The sequence below is a fragment of the Paenibacillus aceris genome, assembly GCF_017874035.1.
GTDB classification, from domain to species: Bacteria; Bacillota; Bacilli; order Paenibacillales; family NBRC-103111; genus Paenibacillus_E; species Paenibacillus_E aceris.
In genome coordinates this window covers 20,740-36,954 of sequence record NZ_JAGGKV010000012.1, presented here as the reverse complement: position 1 = coordinate 36,954, position 16,215 = coordinate 20,740, and the positions used below count along the sequence as shown (strand labels likewise).

At 46.5% G+C, this 16,215-nt stretch carries 14 protein-coding genes; 4 read left to right on the top strand and 10 right to left on the bottom strand.

The genetic code is table 11. The features are described 5' to 3' along the window. Positions 1-88: 88 nt before the first annotated feature. The 10 genes from J2Z65_RS20900 to coxB all read right to left on the bottom strand — a co-directional run bounded on the left by J2Z65_RS20900 (position 89) and on the right by coxB (position 10,980). Entirely contained in the window at positions 89-1,525 is a 1,437-nt protein-coding gene (locus J2Z65_RS20900; RefSeq protein ID WP_167051689.1) for a sensor histidine kinase, read from the bottom strand. A 372-nt stretch (positions 1,526-1,897) separates the two neighbouring features. Further along, on the bottom strand, positions 1,898-3,184 hold the full coding sequence (locus tag J2Z65_RS20895; RefSeq protein WP_167051687.1) for an ABC transporter permease: 1,287 nt from the start codon (positions 3,182-3,184) through the stop codon (positions 1,898-1,900). After that, positions 3,177-4,079, bottom strand: a complete 903-nt coding sequence (locus J2Z65_RS20890; RefSeq protein ID WP_167052111.1) for an ATP-binding cassette domain-containing protein — start codon at positions 4,077-4,079, stop codon at positions 3,177-3,179. Before J2Z65_RS20890 ends, J2Z65_RS20895 begins: the two co-directional genes overlap by 8 nt. Positions 4,080-4,211: 132 nt before the next feature. Then, positions 4,212-5,582 carry a sodium-dependent transporter gene (locus J2Z65_RS20885; RefSeq protein ID WP_167051685.1) on the bottom strand — a complete coding sequence of 457 codons (1,371 nt, stop codon included), beginning with the start codon at positions 5,580-5,582 and terminating at the stop codon, positions 4,212-4,214. Positions 5,583-5,721: 139 nt separating this feature from the next. Beyond that, positions 5,722-6,177, bottom strand: a complete 456-nt coding sequence (locus J2Z65_RS20880; RefSeq protein ID WP_167051683.1) for a DUF420 domain-containing protein — start codon at positions 6,175-6,177, stop codon at positions 5,722-5,724. Positions 6,178-6,195: 18 nt separating this feature from the next. Beyond that, complete coding sequence (locus J2Z65_RS20875; protein WP_167051681.1) at positions 6,196-7,053, bottom strand: cytochrome c oxidase assembly protein; 858 nt, start codon at positions 7,051-7,053, stop codon at positions 6,196-6,198. An 81-nt stretch (positions 7,054-7,134) separates the two neighbouring features. After that, positions 7,135-7,452: a cytochrome C oxidase subunit IV family protein gene (locus tag J2Z65_RS20870; RefSeq protein ID WP_167051679.1), complete on the bottom strand. Its 318-nt coding sequence runs from the start codon at positions 7,450-7,452 to the stop codon at positions 7,135-7,137. A gap of 1 nt (position 7,453) precedes the next feature. Continuing rightward, the gene (locus tag J2Z65_RS20865; protein WP_127453747.1) at positions 7,454-8,068 is read right to left on the bottom strand and encodes a cytochrome (ubi)quinol oxidase subunit III; all 615 of its coding nucleotides are present in this window, start codon (positions 8,066-8,068) and stop codon (positions 7,454-7,456) included. After that, positions 8,065-9,936, bottom strand: a complete 1,872-nt coding sequence (gene ctaD / locus J2Z65_RS20860; RefSeq protein WP_167051678.1) for a cytochrome c oxidase subunit I — start codon at positions 9,934-9,936, stop codon at positions 8,065-8,067. The genes J2Z65_RS20865 and ctaD overlap by 4 nt, the downstream gene beginning before the upstream one ends. Positions 9,937-9,963: 27 nt before the next feature. Next, positions 9,964-10,980 (bottom strand): cytochrome c oxidase subunit II, encoded by a 1,017-nt coding sequence (coxB, locus tag J2Z65_RS20855; protein ID WP_167051676.1) that lies wholly within the window; start codon positions 10,978-10,980, stop codon positions 9,964-9,966. A gap of 279 nt (positions 10,981-11,259) precedes the next feature. On the opposite strand from coxB, the gene J2Z65_RS20850 reads away from it, so the two are divergent. From J2Z65_RS20850 to J2Z65_RS20835, 4 genes are all read left to right on the top strand, one after another. Beyond that, positions 11,260-11,946 carry a hypothetical protein gene (locus J2Z65_RS20850; RefSeq protein ID WP_167051673.1) on the top strand — a complete coding sequence of 229 codons (687 nt, stop codon included), beginning with the start codon at positions 11,260-11,262 and terminating at the stop codon, positions 11,944-11,946. 183 nt (positions 11,947-12,129) lie between these two features. After that, on the top strand, positions 12,130-14,037 hold the full coding sequence (locus J2Z65_RS20845; protein ID WP_167051671.1) for a DEAD/DEAH box helicase: 1,908 nt from the start codon (positions 12,130-12,132) through the stop codon (positions 14,035-14,037). A 160-nt stretch (positions 14,038-14,197) separates the two neighbouring features. Further along, positions 14,198-14,785 carry a guanylate kinase gene (locus J2Z65_RS20840; protein WP_167051669.1) on the top strand — a complete coding sequence of 196 codons (588 nt, stop codon included), beginning with the start codon at positions 14,198-14,200 and terminating at the stop codon, positions 14,783-14,785. A gap of 79 nt (positions 14,786-14,864) precedes the next feature. Continuing rightward, on the top strand, positions 14,865-16,010 hold the full coding sequence (locus J2Z65_RS20835) for a conserved virulence factor C family protein (RefSeq protein ID WP_167052109.1): 1,146 nt from the start codon (positions 14,865-14,867) through the stop codon (positions 16,008-16,010). The last annotated feature ends 205 nt before the right edge of the window (positions 16,011-16,215 follow it).

The following is a 16,215-nucleotide window of genomic DNA, read 5'->3' as shown; positions in this document are numbered from 1 at the left end:
CTTACCTATGTTTTAGGCCGGGTCAGACAGCCCGCCTTCGAACAATAATTGATCGAGATCAAATTCCAAAAGAGAATTGAGCCGTCTCTCATACGGTGATTACCTTAAACCATAAAGTGAATGTCGAACCTGTTCCTTTAGCACTTGTAACATCAACAGAAGCAGTGTGTTCGTCAATTATTAGTTTGGCTATCGACAATCCTAAGCCGGTACCCTCGATTTCTCCTCTTGAATGGTCCGCTCTATAAAACCTATCAAAGATATACGGAATTTCAGATTTATCCATTCCAATTCCTGTATCTTTTATGCAAATACCTACCATTTGATCTCTTGTCTTGATATATAATTCTACTGTTCCAACCAAAGTGTATTTAAAAGCATTCTCAATGAAGATGAAAATTAATTGCTGTAAATAGTCGCTATTCCCCCAAATATGAACGTTATCTAATAAGTGAAGATCATTTACATGCCAAGACACATGCTTAGGAAGCACTTCTACCTTACGAACAATCGATTCTACGACAGGTTTCAATTCAACTTTTCTTAAATCCAAATTTATGCCGGAGTCAGATCTCGCCAAATGCAGCAAGTCTCCTATTAACTTCTTCATTCTTTCAGATTCCTCTACAATATCGTTTATACATTCTAATGAACTGGTTAACATCTGGTGATCCATGTTAGCTTCCGACGTCTTTTCCCAAACCTTTTTCAGTAATTGTGCATTTCCTAAAATAGATGTAAGAGGTGTTCTCAACTCATGCGATGCATCGGCGGTAAACCTTTGCTGGGTTAGGTATAACTGATTTATTTTCGAGTAACTGTTTTGTATGCTGTCCAACATGGAGTTAATAGCCACTGCGATCTGGCCGATCTCGTCTTTGGAATTATGAAAATGAATTCTTTCAGATAGTTCCCCTGTACTTCTTATTCGATCTAGTTTTTGAATTAATACATATATGGGACTTAAAAATAGCTTTGAGAAGTAGACTCCTGATAGAATAGTTAGCAAAATAACTAGGATGGTAAGCATATACAAAATAATGCGAAGGTTTCTAAAAAAACTTTCATATTGGTTAATCGTTACGCCAGATTGAATAGTCCCTACCATTTTATCTTTTATGTATAACGGATAAGTATAAACTAGAATTGTCGAACCATACATGGAGACACGATCATAAAAAGGCTTACCTAATTCAGCTTTTTCTCTTTGTACAGGCAGCTCGATATTGTTTAAACTGTTTGATTTCGAAACTAGGCCATTGGAAAAATTCGTAATTTGAAAAAGAAGACCTTTTTGGAGCATTTCACGTTCATCAAATTGGATAAACAGATTCCAAGCTGTTGGGGAAACGGTGAGTTCATACGACATAGATTCATGGATAGTATTCACTTCATATGCCAAAATTTTCTTTATATCGTTATAGATAGATAGATTCAAAAAAGCATAAAGTGCCGTTCCAAACACAACCAAGGTCAACATTAAAATGAAAGAGTACATTAGAGACAACTTTGTTCTTAGCGTCATAAGCCACAACCTTTTAAATTATTTATGGCTAAAGTAACATATGCACATGAATCTTATATTAAATATTAGTAAATTTCCCATATTATTGAATCAGTTGCTCATTGTCTCCCTACATAACGGAACACCAATCCCCTATTTGCCAAAAAATCCGAACTTCTGACGATTTAGGAGAACTACAGGGACTTATTGCAGCTGACTGAGCCAAATACAGTCCTCAATTGCGAAATAGCGGCCCATAGTTCCCTCAAGCTTTGGCATAGGGCTGTTTTCAGTGAAATAGCGCCCTCTAGTTCCTCTAAGGTAATCGTGGCTTCTCTCGAGCCTGAAAACATAAAAAAACGCAGGCACAAGGTGCCTACGTACTAAACATGTTTAAACCCTATACGCCCGCATCGCTTTGCGCAGCTCCCGCCATGTAGGCCGTTTGCCGTACATAAGCACGCCTGCACGGTAGATTTTAGCTGCAACCCAAGCCATTGCACCGATGGAAGCCAATTGAATGACAATGGACAGCCATATTTCCCATGTCGCCGGGGAGCTCATGCCGATTCGCAGGAACATGATCAGCGGTGAAAAGAAGGGCACGAATGACATCGTGACGACGAATCCCGCATTCGGATTGTTTAATCCGAAGATCGCAATCATAAAGGCGGCTACGATCAGCATCGTCACCGGCATAATCGCCTGCCCCACCTCTTCCGTGCGGCTCACGAGCGAGCCAACGGCGGCGAAAACGGTGGCATAAATGAAGAAGCCCAAGAGATAAAAGATCAAGAAATAAACGATCAGGGAAACCTGCAGATCCTCCCACTTCAAGTTAAGCTGTGAGACGAGCTTACTGCTGCTTGATAAGCTTAAATTAACAGCGCCTACAGCGATGGAGAGCGCAATCTGCGTCAGCGCGAGCAAGCAGATTCCAACGATTTTGCCAAACATTTGCTTGAGCGGTGAGACGCTTGTGATGAGCAGCTCCATAACCCGTGAGCTCTTCTCGGCGGTTATTTCCATGGCCACCATATTGCCGAAGCCGATGACGCCCATATACAGCATGAACAGCATGACATACACGAGCGCATAGGACATCACCATTTGCGATTCCGTTTTGCCAGCAGCTCCTTCATTGTTCATCAAAATCTGCACGGTTTCTAAGGAGACCGGGGCTTGCATGTTAGCCTTTTGATCGGGAGCGATTCCGGCTCCTTGCAAAGCTACATCGGTCTTGACCAGCTGAAGGGCGGTTTGAAGCTTGTTTTTGAGCGAAAACTCCATCGTCCCTTCGGATTTATAAATAGCTTTGGGGAATCCGGCTACGGCTGTATCCGTAAACTCTAGATATCCCTTGATCTTTTTGTCCGCTATTTGCTGCTTAGCAAGGGCTTCATTCGCAGCAGCGCTTCCTGCATCTTGCAAGGGAATGATGACAATTTCCGGGTTCGCCTGTGTATTATAAAAAGCAGCCAACTTCTCTGCAACCATCGCTTGCTTCCCCGCGAACACGCCGATTTTCGTCGCCTCATGGGAGGAGAGCTTACTCATAATGGTTGGCAGATGAATGAGAACGGATAAGAGTACAATGAGAATCAGACTCATTACACGAAATGATTTGGAACGAAAGCGGCTCAAATAGGTAAACTTTACAACAGTCCATGTACTATTCATGTGCCTTCCCCACCTTTTGAATAAAGATTTCGTTTAGCGTGGGCTCCATGATTTGAAATCGCCGGATATCGGACTGCTCCATCGCATACCTTAAAATCTGCTGCGAATCAGCAGTTGAATCGATTCGGATCTGATACCCATTCAGCTGCCTTTCCACAGCCTTGATGCCCGGGAGCTGCTCCAAGCCCTCAATGGGCTGTTCGGTTTGCAGGATGATTTTCTCTTTTGGAAACGCCGATTTAATTTCCTTCAAGCTCCCTTGCAAAATCGTATTGGAGCGATGAAGAATGCAAATATGCTCACACAGCTCCTCCACATGGTCCATGCGATGGCTTGAAAAAAGAATCGTTTTCCCCTCATCGCGCAAGCTTTTCACCGTCGTTTTCAGCAGTTCCACATTTACCGGGTCAAGTCCGCTAAAGGCCTCATCCAGTATCAAAATTTCAGGATTGTGAATGACGGCAGCGATAAATTGAATCTTCTGCTGATTCCCTTTGGACAGCTCCTCTACTTTCTTATTGTAGTACTCCGGCACTTCAAATCGATCCAGCCAAGCCTTCAGCCCTGACTCCGCCTGCTTACGGGATAGGCCGCGAAGCTCACCTAAATATATGATTTGCTCGCTCACTTTAATTTTTGGATATAAGCCTCGCTCTTCCGGCAAGTAGCCCATGAGCCTCTTCAGCTCTTCGCGATACTCCTGCCCTTTCCACAAGATATTTCCTTGATCAGGATAAATGAGGCCAAGAACCATTCGCATCGTTGTCGTTTTCCCAGCACCATTGGCACCAAGGAGACCATAAATCTCTCCCTGCTGTACTTGAAGGTTGATGGCGTTCACAGCTGTCTTCTCACCGTACTGCTTCGAAACATTTTCTACCGAAAGCGGGTATATCATGTTCTGAACCTACCTTTCTTTTCGGATTTGCTTGCTGCCTATGACTAGTTTACATGAATTTGGAAAATAAAAGAAATGCAAAGAAGACAAAAGCAGCGCAAGTGCTGTCTTTTGCCTTCAACGTACAACTTAAGAGAATTTAATTAAACCTACCGAATACAAGAACACAAAAACAATGAGAACGGGTGCTACGATGCGAAGCAAAAACATCCAAGCTTTATACCAGAAGCCCTTCAAGCCAGCTTCTTCGCCGGCTTTTTTCCATGCATAAGCGGTAAACAGCGTGACAACCAAGCCGCCAAACGGCATGAGCACATACGATGTAACAAAATCCATCCAGTCAAAAATATTTTTTCCGCCAGGATGGAAATCTCCTAGAACACCTCCGACGGAAAGTCCTGAGGGTACTCCTACCAGGAAGCAAAGTACGGATAGAATTACTGCCGATTTTTTACGGCTCCACTGCCATTTATGCATAGCGTAAGCGACGGGAACCTCTAAGATAGAAATCGCTGAAGTCAGTGCTGCAATAGCCAGCAGTAAGAAGAATAATCCTCCGAAGAAAAAGCCAAACGGCATTTGCGAAAACGCCGCAGGCAGCGCCATGAACGCCAAGCCCACACCTTCACTTGGCTGAAGACCATAGGAGAAAACCGTTGGAAAAATAACCAGTCCGGCAATGAAGGCGTACACCAAATCACCGAATCCAATCGCAAGTGTTGCCGCGCCAAGTGATTGTCTTTTATCCACATACGATCCATAGGTCAACATACAGCCCATTCCTAACGATAAGGAGAAAAAGGCATGCCCCAATGCAACAAGTGCAGACTCTGCGTCCAGTTTGGAGAAGTCAGGCTTCAAGAAAAACGATACTCCTTCTGCCGCCCCTGGGAGCGTAAGCGAACGAACCATCAGCACTAATAAAATAATCAGAAATCCCGGAATCAAAATTTTATTGAACTTCTCGATTCCCCCGGACACTCCTTTCGCAATGATTCCGCCCGTCACCAGCATCACAACAGCTTGCCAGAAGATCGGCCAGTAGCCTGAAGCGAAAGATAAAAACTTGGTTTTATAATCCGAACCCTCTTGAAATAAAAGTCCTGTAAACGACTCTACCGTATAGTGAAGCGTCCAACCCGCAACTACCGAATAATAAGACATGATCAGGAATGCGGTAAGGATCGAGAGTAGACCGAAGGCCCCCCAATACTTTTTACCGGTCAAATTAAAAAATGATACCGAAGCGTTACCCCTGCCTCCGCGGCCAATGGTCATTTCTGCAAGCAAAATCGGCAATCCTACAATAATTAAGCAAACGATGAACAAAAGGAAAAAAGCCGCGCCCCCATGCTTCCCCGTTATGTAGGGAAACTTCCACATGTTGCCGAGTCCTACCGAGCTGCCGATTGCAGCCAAAATAAAGCCGGTTGAAGTAAAACGCTCTACCGTCCCTGTTTTCTTACTTGATGCTTGAGATGATGTCTGAATATTGCTCATGAGTGTCTAATAAACCCCTAACTTAATTTGATTATTTTAGGGTACTGAAAAATCACGCGCCCGTCACCTTGTAAAATCTTACAATAACACTAATAAAAAAAGCTGAACCATGTGAGTGCTTCACACGTTCAGCTTCTTTTTATAAACCGAATATAGCATCAATAACTGGCTTCGTCGTTCCGCCTGGGTACATCAAGTAAAGCAAAACATAAACCAAAACACCAGTTGGCGCGGTAAGGAGCCATACAATTGCCGCTACTCGGCCAATTTTTTTATGCTTGAGAAACTTGTTTTTGTAGGCGAACCAAAGTGTCACTAATCCGAGAACACCACCCACTGTAGCTAAGGCAATATGGAAAAATAAAAATAGATGATACGGCAGCTTCAAACTCTCAGGTCCGCCAAAAGAGGTATTGCCCTCAAACAACGTACGTGACATATAGATGATGAAGAACGCCAGTGCGAAAATTGCCCCAAGGACCATCAACTTTTGATGAGTTTCCCGGTTCCCTTTCACAATATGATACCAGCCGAAGCCGACAAAAATGGCGCTAATCACGATAAACATCGTAGAAATCGTTGGTAAAATGTGCATCTCCCTAAATCCTTTCTCCTAAGCGCGATTCCAATTCCCGCCTTGATTATTCAAACCCTCTTGTGTCTCCATGAGCTCCATATCGTTTTCTTCCTTGCGCTCTCTGCGATACCACCGGAAGAAAATATACGCAAGCGTTGCTCCATAAACGACTTCCTGGATCATCTTCATCAGAACACCACCCAGTTGTTGATCATCAAGAGGTGATAAATGGGCGAAGGGTACGGTTACATTCGCGTACATGTCATAAATGATCGTATCCGCGAAAATAATGAGCGCACAGGCTGGTGTCAGCAAAACCCCATTACCAAAAATGTAAGCCATCTTCTTTAAGTCATTCAAGCGGTTCATCTCAGGTAGCGGGCAAAAAACAGGGAACCACATCATAAAAGCAGTGAACAGCAGCATCGTATGATAACCGAAGAGCGGCAAATCATTTATCATTAAGTAATCCATAACCATAGGCATATGATAAATGGAAAAGAGCATGTTAAACAGGAACAGAGCAATCAACGGTCGAGTAAAAAATGAGAATATAGCGCGAATCACGGTAATTTTCATAATTGAACGCATCATCCACGCCGGTGTACCAAGCCAAATACAGATAGGTACGATTAAATACAGGATGGTTTGCTGCAGCATATGCATACTGAATAAGTAGTGATGGCCGATATAGTTGATCGGACTCCCTTGACCTATATAAAACAAAGCAAGTCCAACGTAGAAAGAGATCTGCTGCGAAGCCGAAACTGGCTCAACATCTGTGGAGTTCCCTTTCCCCTTAGCGACAAAGCGACGATATATATATCCAACAACGACGATCACCAACAGTAATACCGGATTCCACAACTCGAAAAATCCACCAATTTGGCTCATAGCTGATCTCTTTCTCCTTTCAACTCATGCTAAAAAAAGAGGAGGCACTTTGCCTAGACAAAGTTGCCTCTTCAGGGTGGCTTACCACCACATCCAATATACGGCTGTAATAACACCAGTCAGAGCTACGAAAGCCCCGCCCGCAAGAAAGATTAGCGGGAATAAGTGTCCTCTTTCTTTGGCGTGCATCCAGAAGAACAACTGGATAACAGCTTGCACAAGCGCCAAAGTTACGATGAAGATTAGAATAAACGAACGATCTAGGTCTCCGTAGAGCACAACTGCGAATGCAAGCATTGTCAGCAAGATCGAGATAATGTAAGACAAGTAGTGGTTCAATGGAGATTCATGCTTTACTCTTTTGCTAGGTGCGTGTGTATCATGAGAATTGCTGCTCATCTTAGTGACCCACCTTCCCCATCAGATAAACGACTGTGAAGATAAATACCCAGACTAAGTCGATAAAGTGCCAGTACAACGCTGCTACGTAGAACTTTGGTGCTGTAACAACGGTAAGACCCTTTTTGAGTCCTTGCAGAATCAACAGGGTAATCCAGCAAATACCGAATGCAACGTGCGCTCCATGGAAACCAACTAGCGTATAGAACGAAGTTGAGAAAGCACTTGTTGTAAATTTATGACCCTCGTGGACATATTCAACGAACTCATAAATCTCAAGACCCAAGAACGAAAGACCAAACAATACCGTGATCAGTAGCCAGAATAACAATTGTCCCAGCTTCTGTTTGTGCATCGCGATGATCGCGAACACGCTTGTTAAACTACTTGTTAAGAGGATGAAGGTTGACCAGCCCACTGTTTTGAGCTTGAAAATTTCATCCGCTGTTGGACCGTCAGGAACAGAGTTGCGAAGCGCGATGTAAGTCGCGAACAAGCAACCGAATAATACAACCTCGGCGCCAAGGAATAACCAGAATCCGAGGACCTTATTTTTCCCTTCGAGGGTAGCCGTTTCCGGATTAGCAGGCAGTGCGCCCGTATGATGAGTACTCATGCCTTTACCCCCTTGTCATCTTCAAGTTCTTCCGGTTCAATATGCCAACCGTGATCGTCGTATACCGAGCGTAAGAACATAGCGATTAATGTAACAGCCAGACCCGCGCCAGCTACATAGTAGTTTCTGTACATGAAACCAAAACCTGCAATGAACAAGCCAACGGACATAACTAGCGGCAATATGGATGCTGACGGCATATGAATCGAACCAACCGGTTCTGCCGGAGTCATTTGTTTATTACCAGACATTTTTTCTTTCCAAAGTGCATCATATCCGCGAACAAGCGGCGTTTGTTTGAAGTTATACTCCGGTGCAGGTGATGGAATCGACCATTCCAAAGTACGGCCATCCCATGGATCTGCAAGAGCCGTAACCGGTTTTCTTGCTGTTGCAATAATGTTGATAAGGAATACGATTGTACCGATACCCATGAAGAAAGCACCGACCGTAGAGATCAAGTTACCCACTTCAAGATCATACCCTGGTTGGTATGTAAATACACGACGCGGCATACCCATAAGACCCAAGAAATGCTGCGGGAAGAATGTTAGGTGGAAACCGATGAAGAACAACCAGAAATGTAATTTACCAAGTCCTTCGTTCAACATACGACCAAACATTTTCGGCCACCAGTAGTACAGACCTGCGAACAAACCAAGAACTAGACCACCAACGATAACATAGTGAAAGTGAGCAACTACGAAATACGTATCGTGGTACTGGAAGTCTGCTGCAGGAATCGCAAGCATAACCCCTGTTGTTCCACCCATAACGAAAGTCGGGATGAAAGCCGTTGCGAAAATATTAGCTGTTGTGAAACGGATTTGTCCTCCCCAAAGGGTGAACAACCAGTTAAAGATTTTAACACCTGTAGGAACGGCAATCGCCATTGTTGCAATCGAGAAGATCGAGTTAGCAACCGGACCCAAGCCTGTTGTAAACATATGGTGAACCCAAACCATGAAGCCCAAGAAACCGATTAACACAGTTGCGAAGACCATGGAGCTGTATCCGAAAAGACGTTTTTTGGAGAACGTTGAAACGATCTCAGAAATGATACCGAATGCAGGAAGAATCAGAATGTAAACTTCGGGGTGCCCGAAAATCCAGAATAGATGCTCCCATAGTACGTTGTTACCGCCTCTGGCTGCATCGAAGAATGCTCCGCCAAAGACACGGTCAAACATAAGCTCAACAAGCGCAACCGTAATTGCAGGGAATGCAAGAACGATCAAACCGGAAGTGATGAATGCTGCCCATGTGAACATTGGTAAACGCATATACGTAAGACCAGGTGCACGCATGTTAATAATGGTAACGAGGAAGTTAATCCCCCCGATAAGTGTACCGATACCGGCAATTTGCAAACCTAGTACATAGAAATCTGTACCTTGCAGGTTATTCTGGAGTGTTTGCCCCCAACTGCTGTCGGTAATCGAGGACAATGGTGCGTACCCAGTCCAACCGGCATCCGGTGCTCCACCCAAGAACCAACTTGTGTTCATCAATACGCCGCCCGAGAAGAACAGCCAGAATCCAAGTGAGTTAACGAATGGGAACGCAACGTCCCTTGCACCAATTTGTAGAGGAACGATGGCATTCATAAAAGCGAAGATAACCGGCATCGCCGCAAAGAAAATCATCGTTGTTCCGTGCATCGTTGTTAATTGGTTAAATGAATCGCCGATAAAAATGTGTTGATCGGGATAAGCGAGCTGAATCCGAATCAGAATGGCTTCGAGTCCTCCTACGAGGAAGAAGAACCCGCCCGCTAGTAAGTACAGGATACCGATTTTCTTATGATCGACTGTTGTAAGCCAATCCATTAGACCGGTATGTTTTTTTACTGGATGAGAGTGAGCCAACGTATTAACCTCCTTTACCTGAGAAGTTTATTTCAAAGTCTGTAAGTACTGAACGATATCGTTAATTTGGGCGTCGTCAAGCTTGCCGCCTGCGCTTTTACCGAATGCAGGCATTTTGTTGCCTGGTTTCTGTTCTTGAGGATTATGTATCCACAACGCCATTTTCTCAGGAGTGTGTTCTAGAATACCTGCAAGCGTATCGCGGTCTGCGAAGCCTTTGAGGTTCGGAGCAACACCAGGCCCATTAGCTGTAACAGCGTGACATGACATGCAATTTTCTTTGAAAAGTTCTTCACCCTTCTGTGCAGTTGCCGGCACAGTTGCAGGTGCTTTCATTTTCGCTACCCATGAGTCGAAATCAGCTTGACTCTTCGATTCAACCGTGAAGTTCATCAAAGCGTGAGAAGCTCCGCAAAGCTCCGTACATCTACCTTGGAATGTAGCGATTTCATCGGCTTGCAAATAAAGCGTATTGGAGATTCCAGGGTTCGTATCTACTTTACCGCCCAGGGATGGTACCCAGAATGCGTGAGAAACGTCCGCGGAGATAAGCTCAAAAGCAATGATCTTATCCTTAGGCACAACAAGCTGTTGGGCTGTTGCGATGCCTAGATCCGGATATTCGAACTGCCACCAGAATTGATGCGCAGTGACTTTGACGTGAACGGCGGCTTTGTCCTTGTTATAGTTCGTTGAATGCTTGAATGTGTAGGATACCGTTGGCACCGCAAGTACTAACAGTAAGAGAATCGGAACAACAGTCCAGATGATCTCAAGCACGTGGCTTCCTTCAACTTGTTTCGGTATGCTGTTGTCGCCTTCGCGTTTCCTAAAGCGGATCAAAACATACACATAAATTGCAAATACGACAATTACGACAAAAACCATGATAAAGAGACTTAATTTCATCAAAAATAACTGCTCTGATGCAACAGGACCCTTAGGCTGTAAAGCAGACAGAGTTGGGTCTCCACACCCGGTTAGCAAGAACGTCATTACCGCTAAAAGGGGTAGCAGACGCCATAACTTTTTCAATCGACTCATTGTATCAACCCCACTTTTAAAACATTATTTTTACCACGATGGCCATGCCCATGTCAATTCACTTTATTAACTATAAATTCGTGAAAAGTTTTTGTCAATCGCTGGAGGGAAGTTCACAAATTGTTCTTAAACCGCTCTGTAGCGATATATTTTCCCTTCATGGTTATTTCCATACACCCACCTCTTTATGCATAAAAGCGTATATTTCCTGACACGAATAAAAGGAGAGAAACATCCCATCCTATAGACATTACACTCTATATTGGGAGGTCATTTTTGATGCTCAGTAAGTTAGGTTTTCCGATTTCTGGAATGCTATTCCTCGTGCTGACTTTATCTGGCTGCGCGGAAGGCGGAAGAGAATATGGCAAAAGTCCCGACCATACCAACTTCGGTTCTGCCACCGACAAATCGACAGAATCCGAGAGAGCCTATCAAACACAGCAGCTCTATGGTCCGGTATCACACAACAATACAAGTCTCGAATACAATCAATTTCTCTCGAATCAACTGAATGCTATGAATGGTGTTAACACGGCTATCGTTATGACTACGGACAAAAATGCCTATGTCGCCCTGATGATTGACAGCAGCGCCACAGGCACCAAAGGGACTACGAAAGAAACAAACAACCAAGGAACCAGTAAAGGCTTTTACAATGACAATGCCCCTTTCAACGACTATTTGCCGTCCAATGATCTGAACAACGGGTATAACAGTTATGAAACAGCCGTCCATCACGACTTGCTATCCCATCGTTTTAAACAAGCTATGGCGGAGAAAATCCGTTTATTGCAGCCAAGTGTTATGGATGTATATATTTCAGCCAATCGCGATTTCCTCAATAAAATGAACAATTACGCGCAAGAGAGCTGGAAAGGCCATTCGCTTATGCCCCTTCTAACGGATTTCAACCAAACGGTGGAGCGCGTTTTCGGGACAGCCCAAGTATTGCCGGACAAATAAAGGTACGTTTATGAATCCATTTCTTCTATATAAAATAGATATATTACTGCTTGTTGGCCGGCTCCTGTTTTCATTTGTCTGGCATTCCTGTACAATGGGGGAATCGTCGTTAACAAGGAGAGACTTTGGTCTACCACCAAAGATCCCTATCAATAGTAGGAAAAAGGGAGCTGGCCAATTACCATGTCAAGTGGATTTGCCTCATTAGGAATTAGAGAAAAACTTGTAGGGGTCTTACAAGCATCAGGCGTTATCGAACCGACCCCCATTCAAAAAGAAGCCATACCTGTTTTATTGAAAGGCACGGATGTCATTGCACAAGCACAGACAGGTACAGGTAAAACCCTTGCCTTTGTACTTCCCATATTAGAAACAATCGATGTAGAGAGCTCAGATGTCCAAGCCTTAATTCTTACTCCTACACGCGAGTTGGCGATTCAAATTTCAAATGAGCTGAAAACCCTTGTCCCTGTTACAGGAGCAAAGGTGCTTGCAGCTTATGGCGGGCAAGACGTAGAAAAGCAGCTTAGAAAGCTACAGGGGAACATACATATAGTAGTAGGAACTCCGGGAAGATTGCTTGATCACCTTCGCCGCGGTTCAATCAATTTTTATAAATTGAAGATACTCGTATTGGATGAGGCCGATCAAATGTTGCATATGGGCTTCCTTCATGAAGTGAAGGACATTATTGCACAGACGTCTCCTTACCGCCAGACCCTTCTTTTCTCTGCCACCATGCCGGAACAAGTCATGAATCTGTCCAAAGCTTATATGAAGGAAGCAAAAGAAATTAAAATTCAAAGCAAGCAGGTTACGTTAACCGAAATCGAGCAGGTTCTCGTTCCAACGACTGACCGCCAGAAGCAAGATGCTTTGATAGCCGCTATTAAGCAGTATAAACCTTACCTCGCGATGATTTTCTGCCGCACAAAGGCCAGAGCTATTGCATTAAATGAAGCTTTGCAAGAACTTGGTCTCATGTCCGACGAGCTTCACGGAGATTTGTCGCAAGCCAAACGTGAGCAAGTTATGAAACGATTCCGGGATGGCCGCATCGAGTTATTGGTTGCTACCGATATCGCTGCGCGCGGGTTAGACGTTGAAGGGGTCACGCATGTCTTCAATTATGATGTGCCGCAAGACGCTGAAAGCTACATTCATCGAATCGGCCGAACCGGTCGTGCCGGAGATACAGGCGTTGCCGTGACTTTCGCTACGCAGCGGGATATGCCAACTATCGAGTTGATCGAAAAAGGCATCAAAATGTCCTTAAGAGGTTCATCCGAGCCTCAAGTGCGACGCGTTCGTTCCAGCTCTGAGGATCACTTCGAGCAAGAAGGTCGAGGATCAGGCCGTCGAAACGGCGGAGCTTCTCGCAGCGGCCGCAGCGGCAGGACATCAGAGCCGCGTGGTCAACAGAGCCGTGGAAGATCCGGCGCGCGTGAAGACAAAGCCGGCATGCAATACGGCACTGGACGTTCCGCATCCAGAGGCGGCGATAAATTTGGTGCGCGCAACAGCGATGCGCCAAGAGGTCAACGCCCTGCGAAGGTAAATTCGGAGCGTAATCCGAACACTTGGGGACGCGCGGAGAGAAAAGAGCCGGTGAACGCAGGACCAGGCCGTGGCGATAATATGAGCGCTGCGAAAGCGCGAGTCACCAGTTCATGGGGACGCGGCGAAACTGCCGAACGCACTCCACGTCCTGCAGGTCGCGGTGATGGCACAGACCGCAAACGCTCTGCTCCTCATGGCGATAAATCCTACTCGCCATACAACAAGTACGCCGGCACGGGCCGCGACGATGCAGCAAGCGCATCACGCGCGATTCGCAGCGGCGGTAAAGGCCGTGGCGACAGCGCGGAGCGCGGAGCTGCACGCAGCGACAGCTACGGCGCACGCGGCGGCACTGCTTCGCGCGTTGACCGACCTAGCGCAGCTCGCGGCTACCAAGCCGGCGGCGAACGCGGCGGTCAGACACGCGGACGCGGCGACAGCTTCGGAGCTCGTAGTGGAGCTCCACGCGGCGACAGAGGCGGCTCACCTCGGGGCACTGCCCCAAGAGGAAGCCGCGGCGGGAAACGCTAGTCAAAATAGCGTTTCCACGGCAAGACCTTTACCGAATTACCCGAAACATGTAAAATATAAGTACGGCTGAAAATGATCCTACTTGGACAAAAATCGTTTCATACCGTTGCACGCACGTAGGATTTACCCCCCACTTTTCACAAATAAGGAGGTATGTTCCATGTACGCATTAAAGGACAAGGAAATGATTTTTGTATTCACCGGTCCTCACGGAGCCGGTCGTAAGACGGTAGCTGAAATGTCAGGATCTACGCTTGGCATGAAGCAAGTTATCTCTTACACCACCAGACCTCCGAGAGCAACCGAAGAAGACGGTCAAGATTATCACTTTATCTCCCCTGCTCAATTTGTACAGGCGCAGGCAAACGGTGAATTCATTGAGGTTAGCACCGTCAATGATCATTTATATGGGATTAAAAGTGCCGATATTGAACGAATGTTCGAGCATAGCGGCAGCATTTATTTAATTTTGAACCGTTTCGGCGCCGAGACGCTCAAAAAGCATTATGGTGAACACGTCGTTCTGGTCTTCATTTATGCTCAGCGGGATACCCTCGAAGAGCGGATGAGAGAAAGCGGAGACTCCGAGGAGATCATTAAGAAGTACCTCTCTTATTATGAAGATGAACTGGCTTTCCGTGATCAATGCGATCATGTCTTCGAGAATGTGGATCTGGCGCATACCGTATTCGATCTAACCAAAACACTGGATAAATATTTAAACCGCAACCTCGTTGATTTAGACTAAATGAAATGCCTATAACAGGCCTGGACGTTTTTACGTCCGGGTCTTTTCATGTAATATCAGACTGGAAGGAGTGTTAATGATGAAAATTATTTCTATCGAACCAACCCCAAGCCCGAATTCCATGAAGCTCAATATGGACGAATCGCTGCCGGCAGGTGTCCGCAAAACTTATACAAAGCACAACAGCACTGAGGCCCCAGACAGCATTCAACAGCTGCTCGCTGTCCAAGGCGTGATCAGTGTTTTCCACGCTGCAGATTTCATAGCCCTGGACCGCACCTCCAAGGGAGATTGGCAGTTCATCCTTGCTAAAGCCCGCGAGATTTTTGGCGAAGTGCAAGGCTCTGCGAACAACGGCGATGTACTGTCCGTGCAGCCGCAGGCTGAAGCGGCCTTCGGGGAGGCACAAGTCCTCGTGCAGATGTTCCGCGGCATTCCGCTCCAGGTGAGGGTGCGTGCCGGAAGCGAAGAAGCACGCGTGGCCATGCCGGAGCGCTTCACGCAGGCGGCGGTCCGTGCAGGTACGGCATCGCCGAACCTGATCAAGGAGCGGAAGCTCGAAGAACTCGGCGTGCGCTACGGCGAGCTGAAGGATATCGCGGGCGAAGTCGTCCAGGAGCTGGACGCTTCTTACGACGACGCCCGCGTCGAAAGCCTGGTCTCCCAAGCGATGCAGGAGACCCCTGTTTCCGCTTCGGAAGAGGCCGAAGCCGAAGATTCAGGAGCTGTGCTGGAGCAGCTGCGCCACAGTGATTGGAAGCTGCGCTACGCCGCGCTTCAAAAGATCCAGCCGTCGCTTACGACGCTGCCGCTTCTCGTCCATGCCCTGCAGGACGAGAACACGTCGATTCGGCGACTGGCCACGGTGTACCTCGGGGATATTAAAGAACCCGAGGTACTGCCCTTCCTGTATCGTGCTCTCGAGGACGATTCAGCTTCTGTGCGTCGGACGGCAGGCGATACGCTGTCCGACCTCGGCGACCCTGCCGCCATGCCGGCCATGGCGAAGGCGCTGAAGGACCGCAACAAGCTGGTCCGCTGGCGCGCGGCGCGCTTCCTGTACGAGGTCGGCGACAGCTCGGTGCTGAAAGACCTTCAGGAAGCGGCCGACGACCCTGAGTTCGAGGTGCGCATGCAGGTCAAGATCGCGCTGGAGCGGATCGAAGGCGGGCATGCAGCCGAGGGCTCGGTCTGGCAGCAGATGACTCGCAGGAACGAGCAGTAACATCCGGCTGGTAGTAGTTACGGCCTCTGCGAATTGGGAACTACAGTCCTCTATTCGGGCGAAATCAGTCTGTTTCGCCGTTTTGAGGGAACTGTAGGGCCTTATTTGCTACAACAGCTTGCTTGTCCCCCAATTTGGAGATGAATAGCGGACCATAGTTCCCTCTCCCAAGCCAAAACACTCCCGTGTCAGCAAATAGCGGAGC

What these genes read in the sequence shown, in the direction of transcription:
- J2Z65_RS20870 (WP_167051679.1), bottom strand. Translation starts at nt 7,452, where the DNA reads ATGAGCAGCAATTCTCATGATACACACGCACCTAGCAAAAGAGTAAAG.
- J2Z65_RS20845 (WP_167051671.1), top strand. Translation starts at nt 12,130, where the DNA reads ATGTCAAGTGGATTTGCCTCATTAGGAATTAGAGAAAAACTTGTAGGG.
- J2Z65_RS20895 (WP_167051687.1), bottom strand. Translation starts at nt 3,184, where the DNA reads ATGAATAGTACATGGACTGTTGTAAAGTTTACCTATTTGAGCCGCTTT.
- J2Z65_RS20885 (WP_167051685.1), bottom strand. Translation starts at nt 5,582, where the DNA reads ATGAGCAATATTCAGACATCATCTCAAGCATCAAGTAAGAAAACAGGG.
- J2Z65_RS20900 (WP_167051689.1), bottom strand. Translation starts at nt 1,525, where the DNA reads ATGACGCTAAGAACAAAGTTGTCTCTAATGTACTCTTTCATTTTAATG.
- J2Z65_RS20875 (WP_167051681.1), bottom strand. Translation starts at nt 7,053, where the DNA reads ATGAGCCAAATTGGTGGATTTTTCGAGTTGTGGAATCCGGTATTACTG.
- coxB (WP_167051676.1), bottom strand. Translation starts at nt 10,980, where the DNA reads ATGAGTCGATTGAAAAAGTTATGGCGTCTGCTACCCCTTTTAGCGGTA.
- J2Z65_RS20880 (WP_167051683.1), bottom strand. Translation starts at nt 6,177, where the DNA reads ATGCACATTTTACCAACGATTTCTACGATGTTTATCGTGATTAGCGCC.
- J2Z65_RS20865 (WP_127453747.1), bottom strand. Translation starts at nt 8,068, where the DNA reads ATGAGTACTCATCATACGGGCGCACTGCCTGCTAATCCGGAAACGGCT.
- J2Z65_RS20840 (WP_167051669.1), top strand. Translation starts at nt 14,198, where the DNA reads ATGTACGCATTAAAGGACAAGGAAATGATTTTTGTATTCACCGGTCCT.
- J2Z65_RS20835 (WP_167052109.1), top strand. Translation starts at nt 14,865, where the DNA reads ATGAAAATTATTTCTATCGAACCAACCCCAAGCCCGAATTCCATGAAG.
- J2Z65_RS20850 (WP_167051673.1), top strand. Translation starts at nt 11,260, where the DNA reads ATGCTCAGTAAGTTAGGTTTTCCGATTTCTGGAATGCTATTCCTCGTG.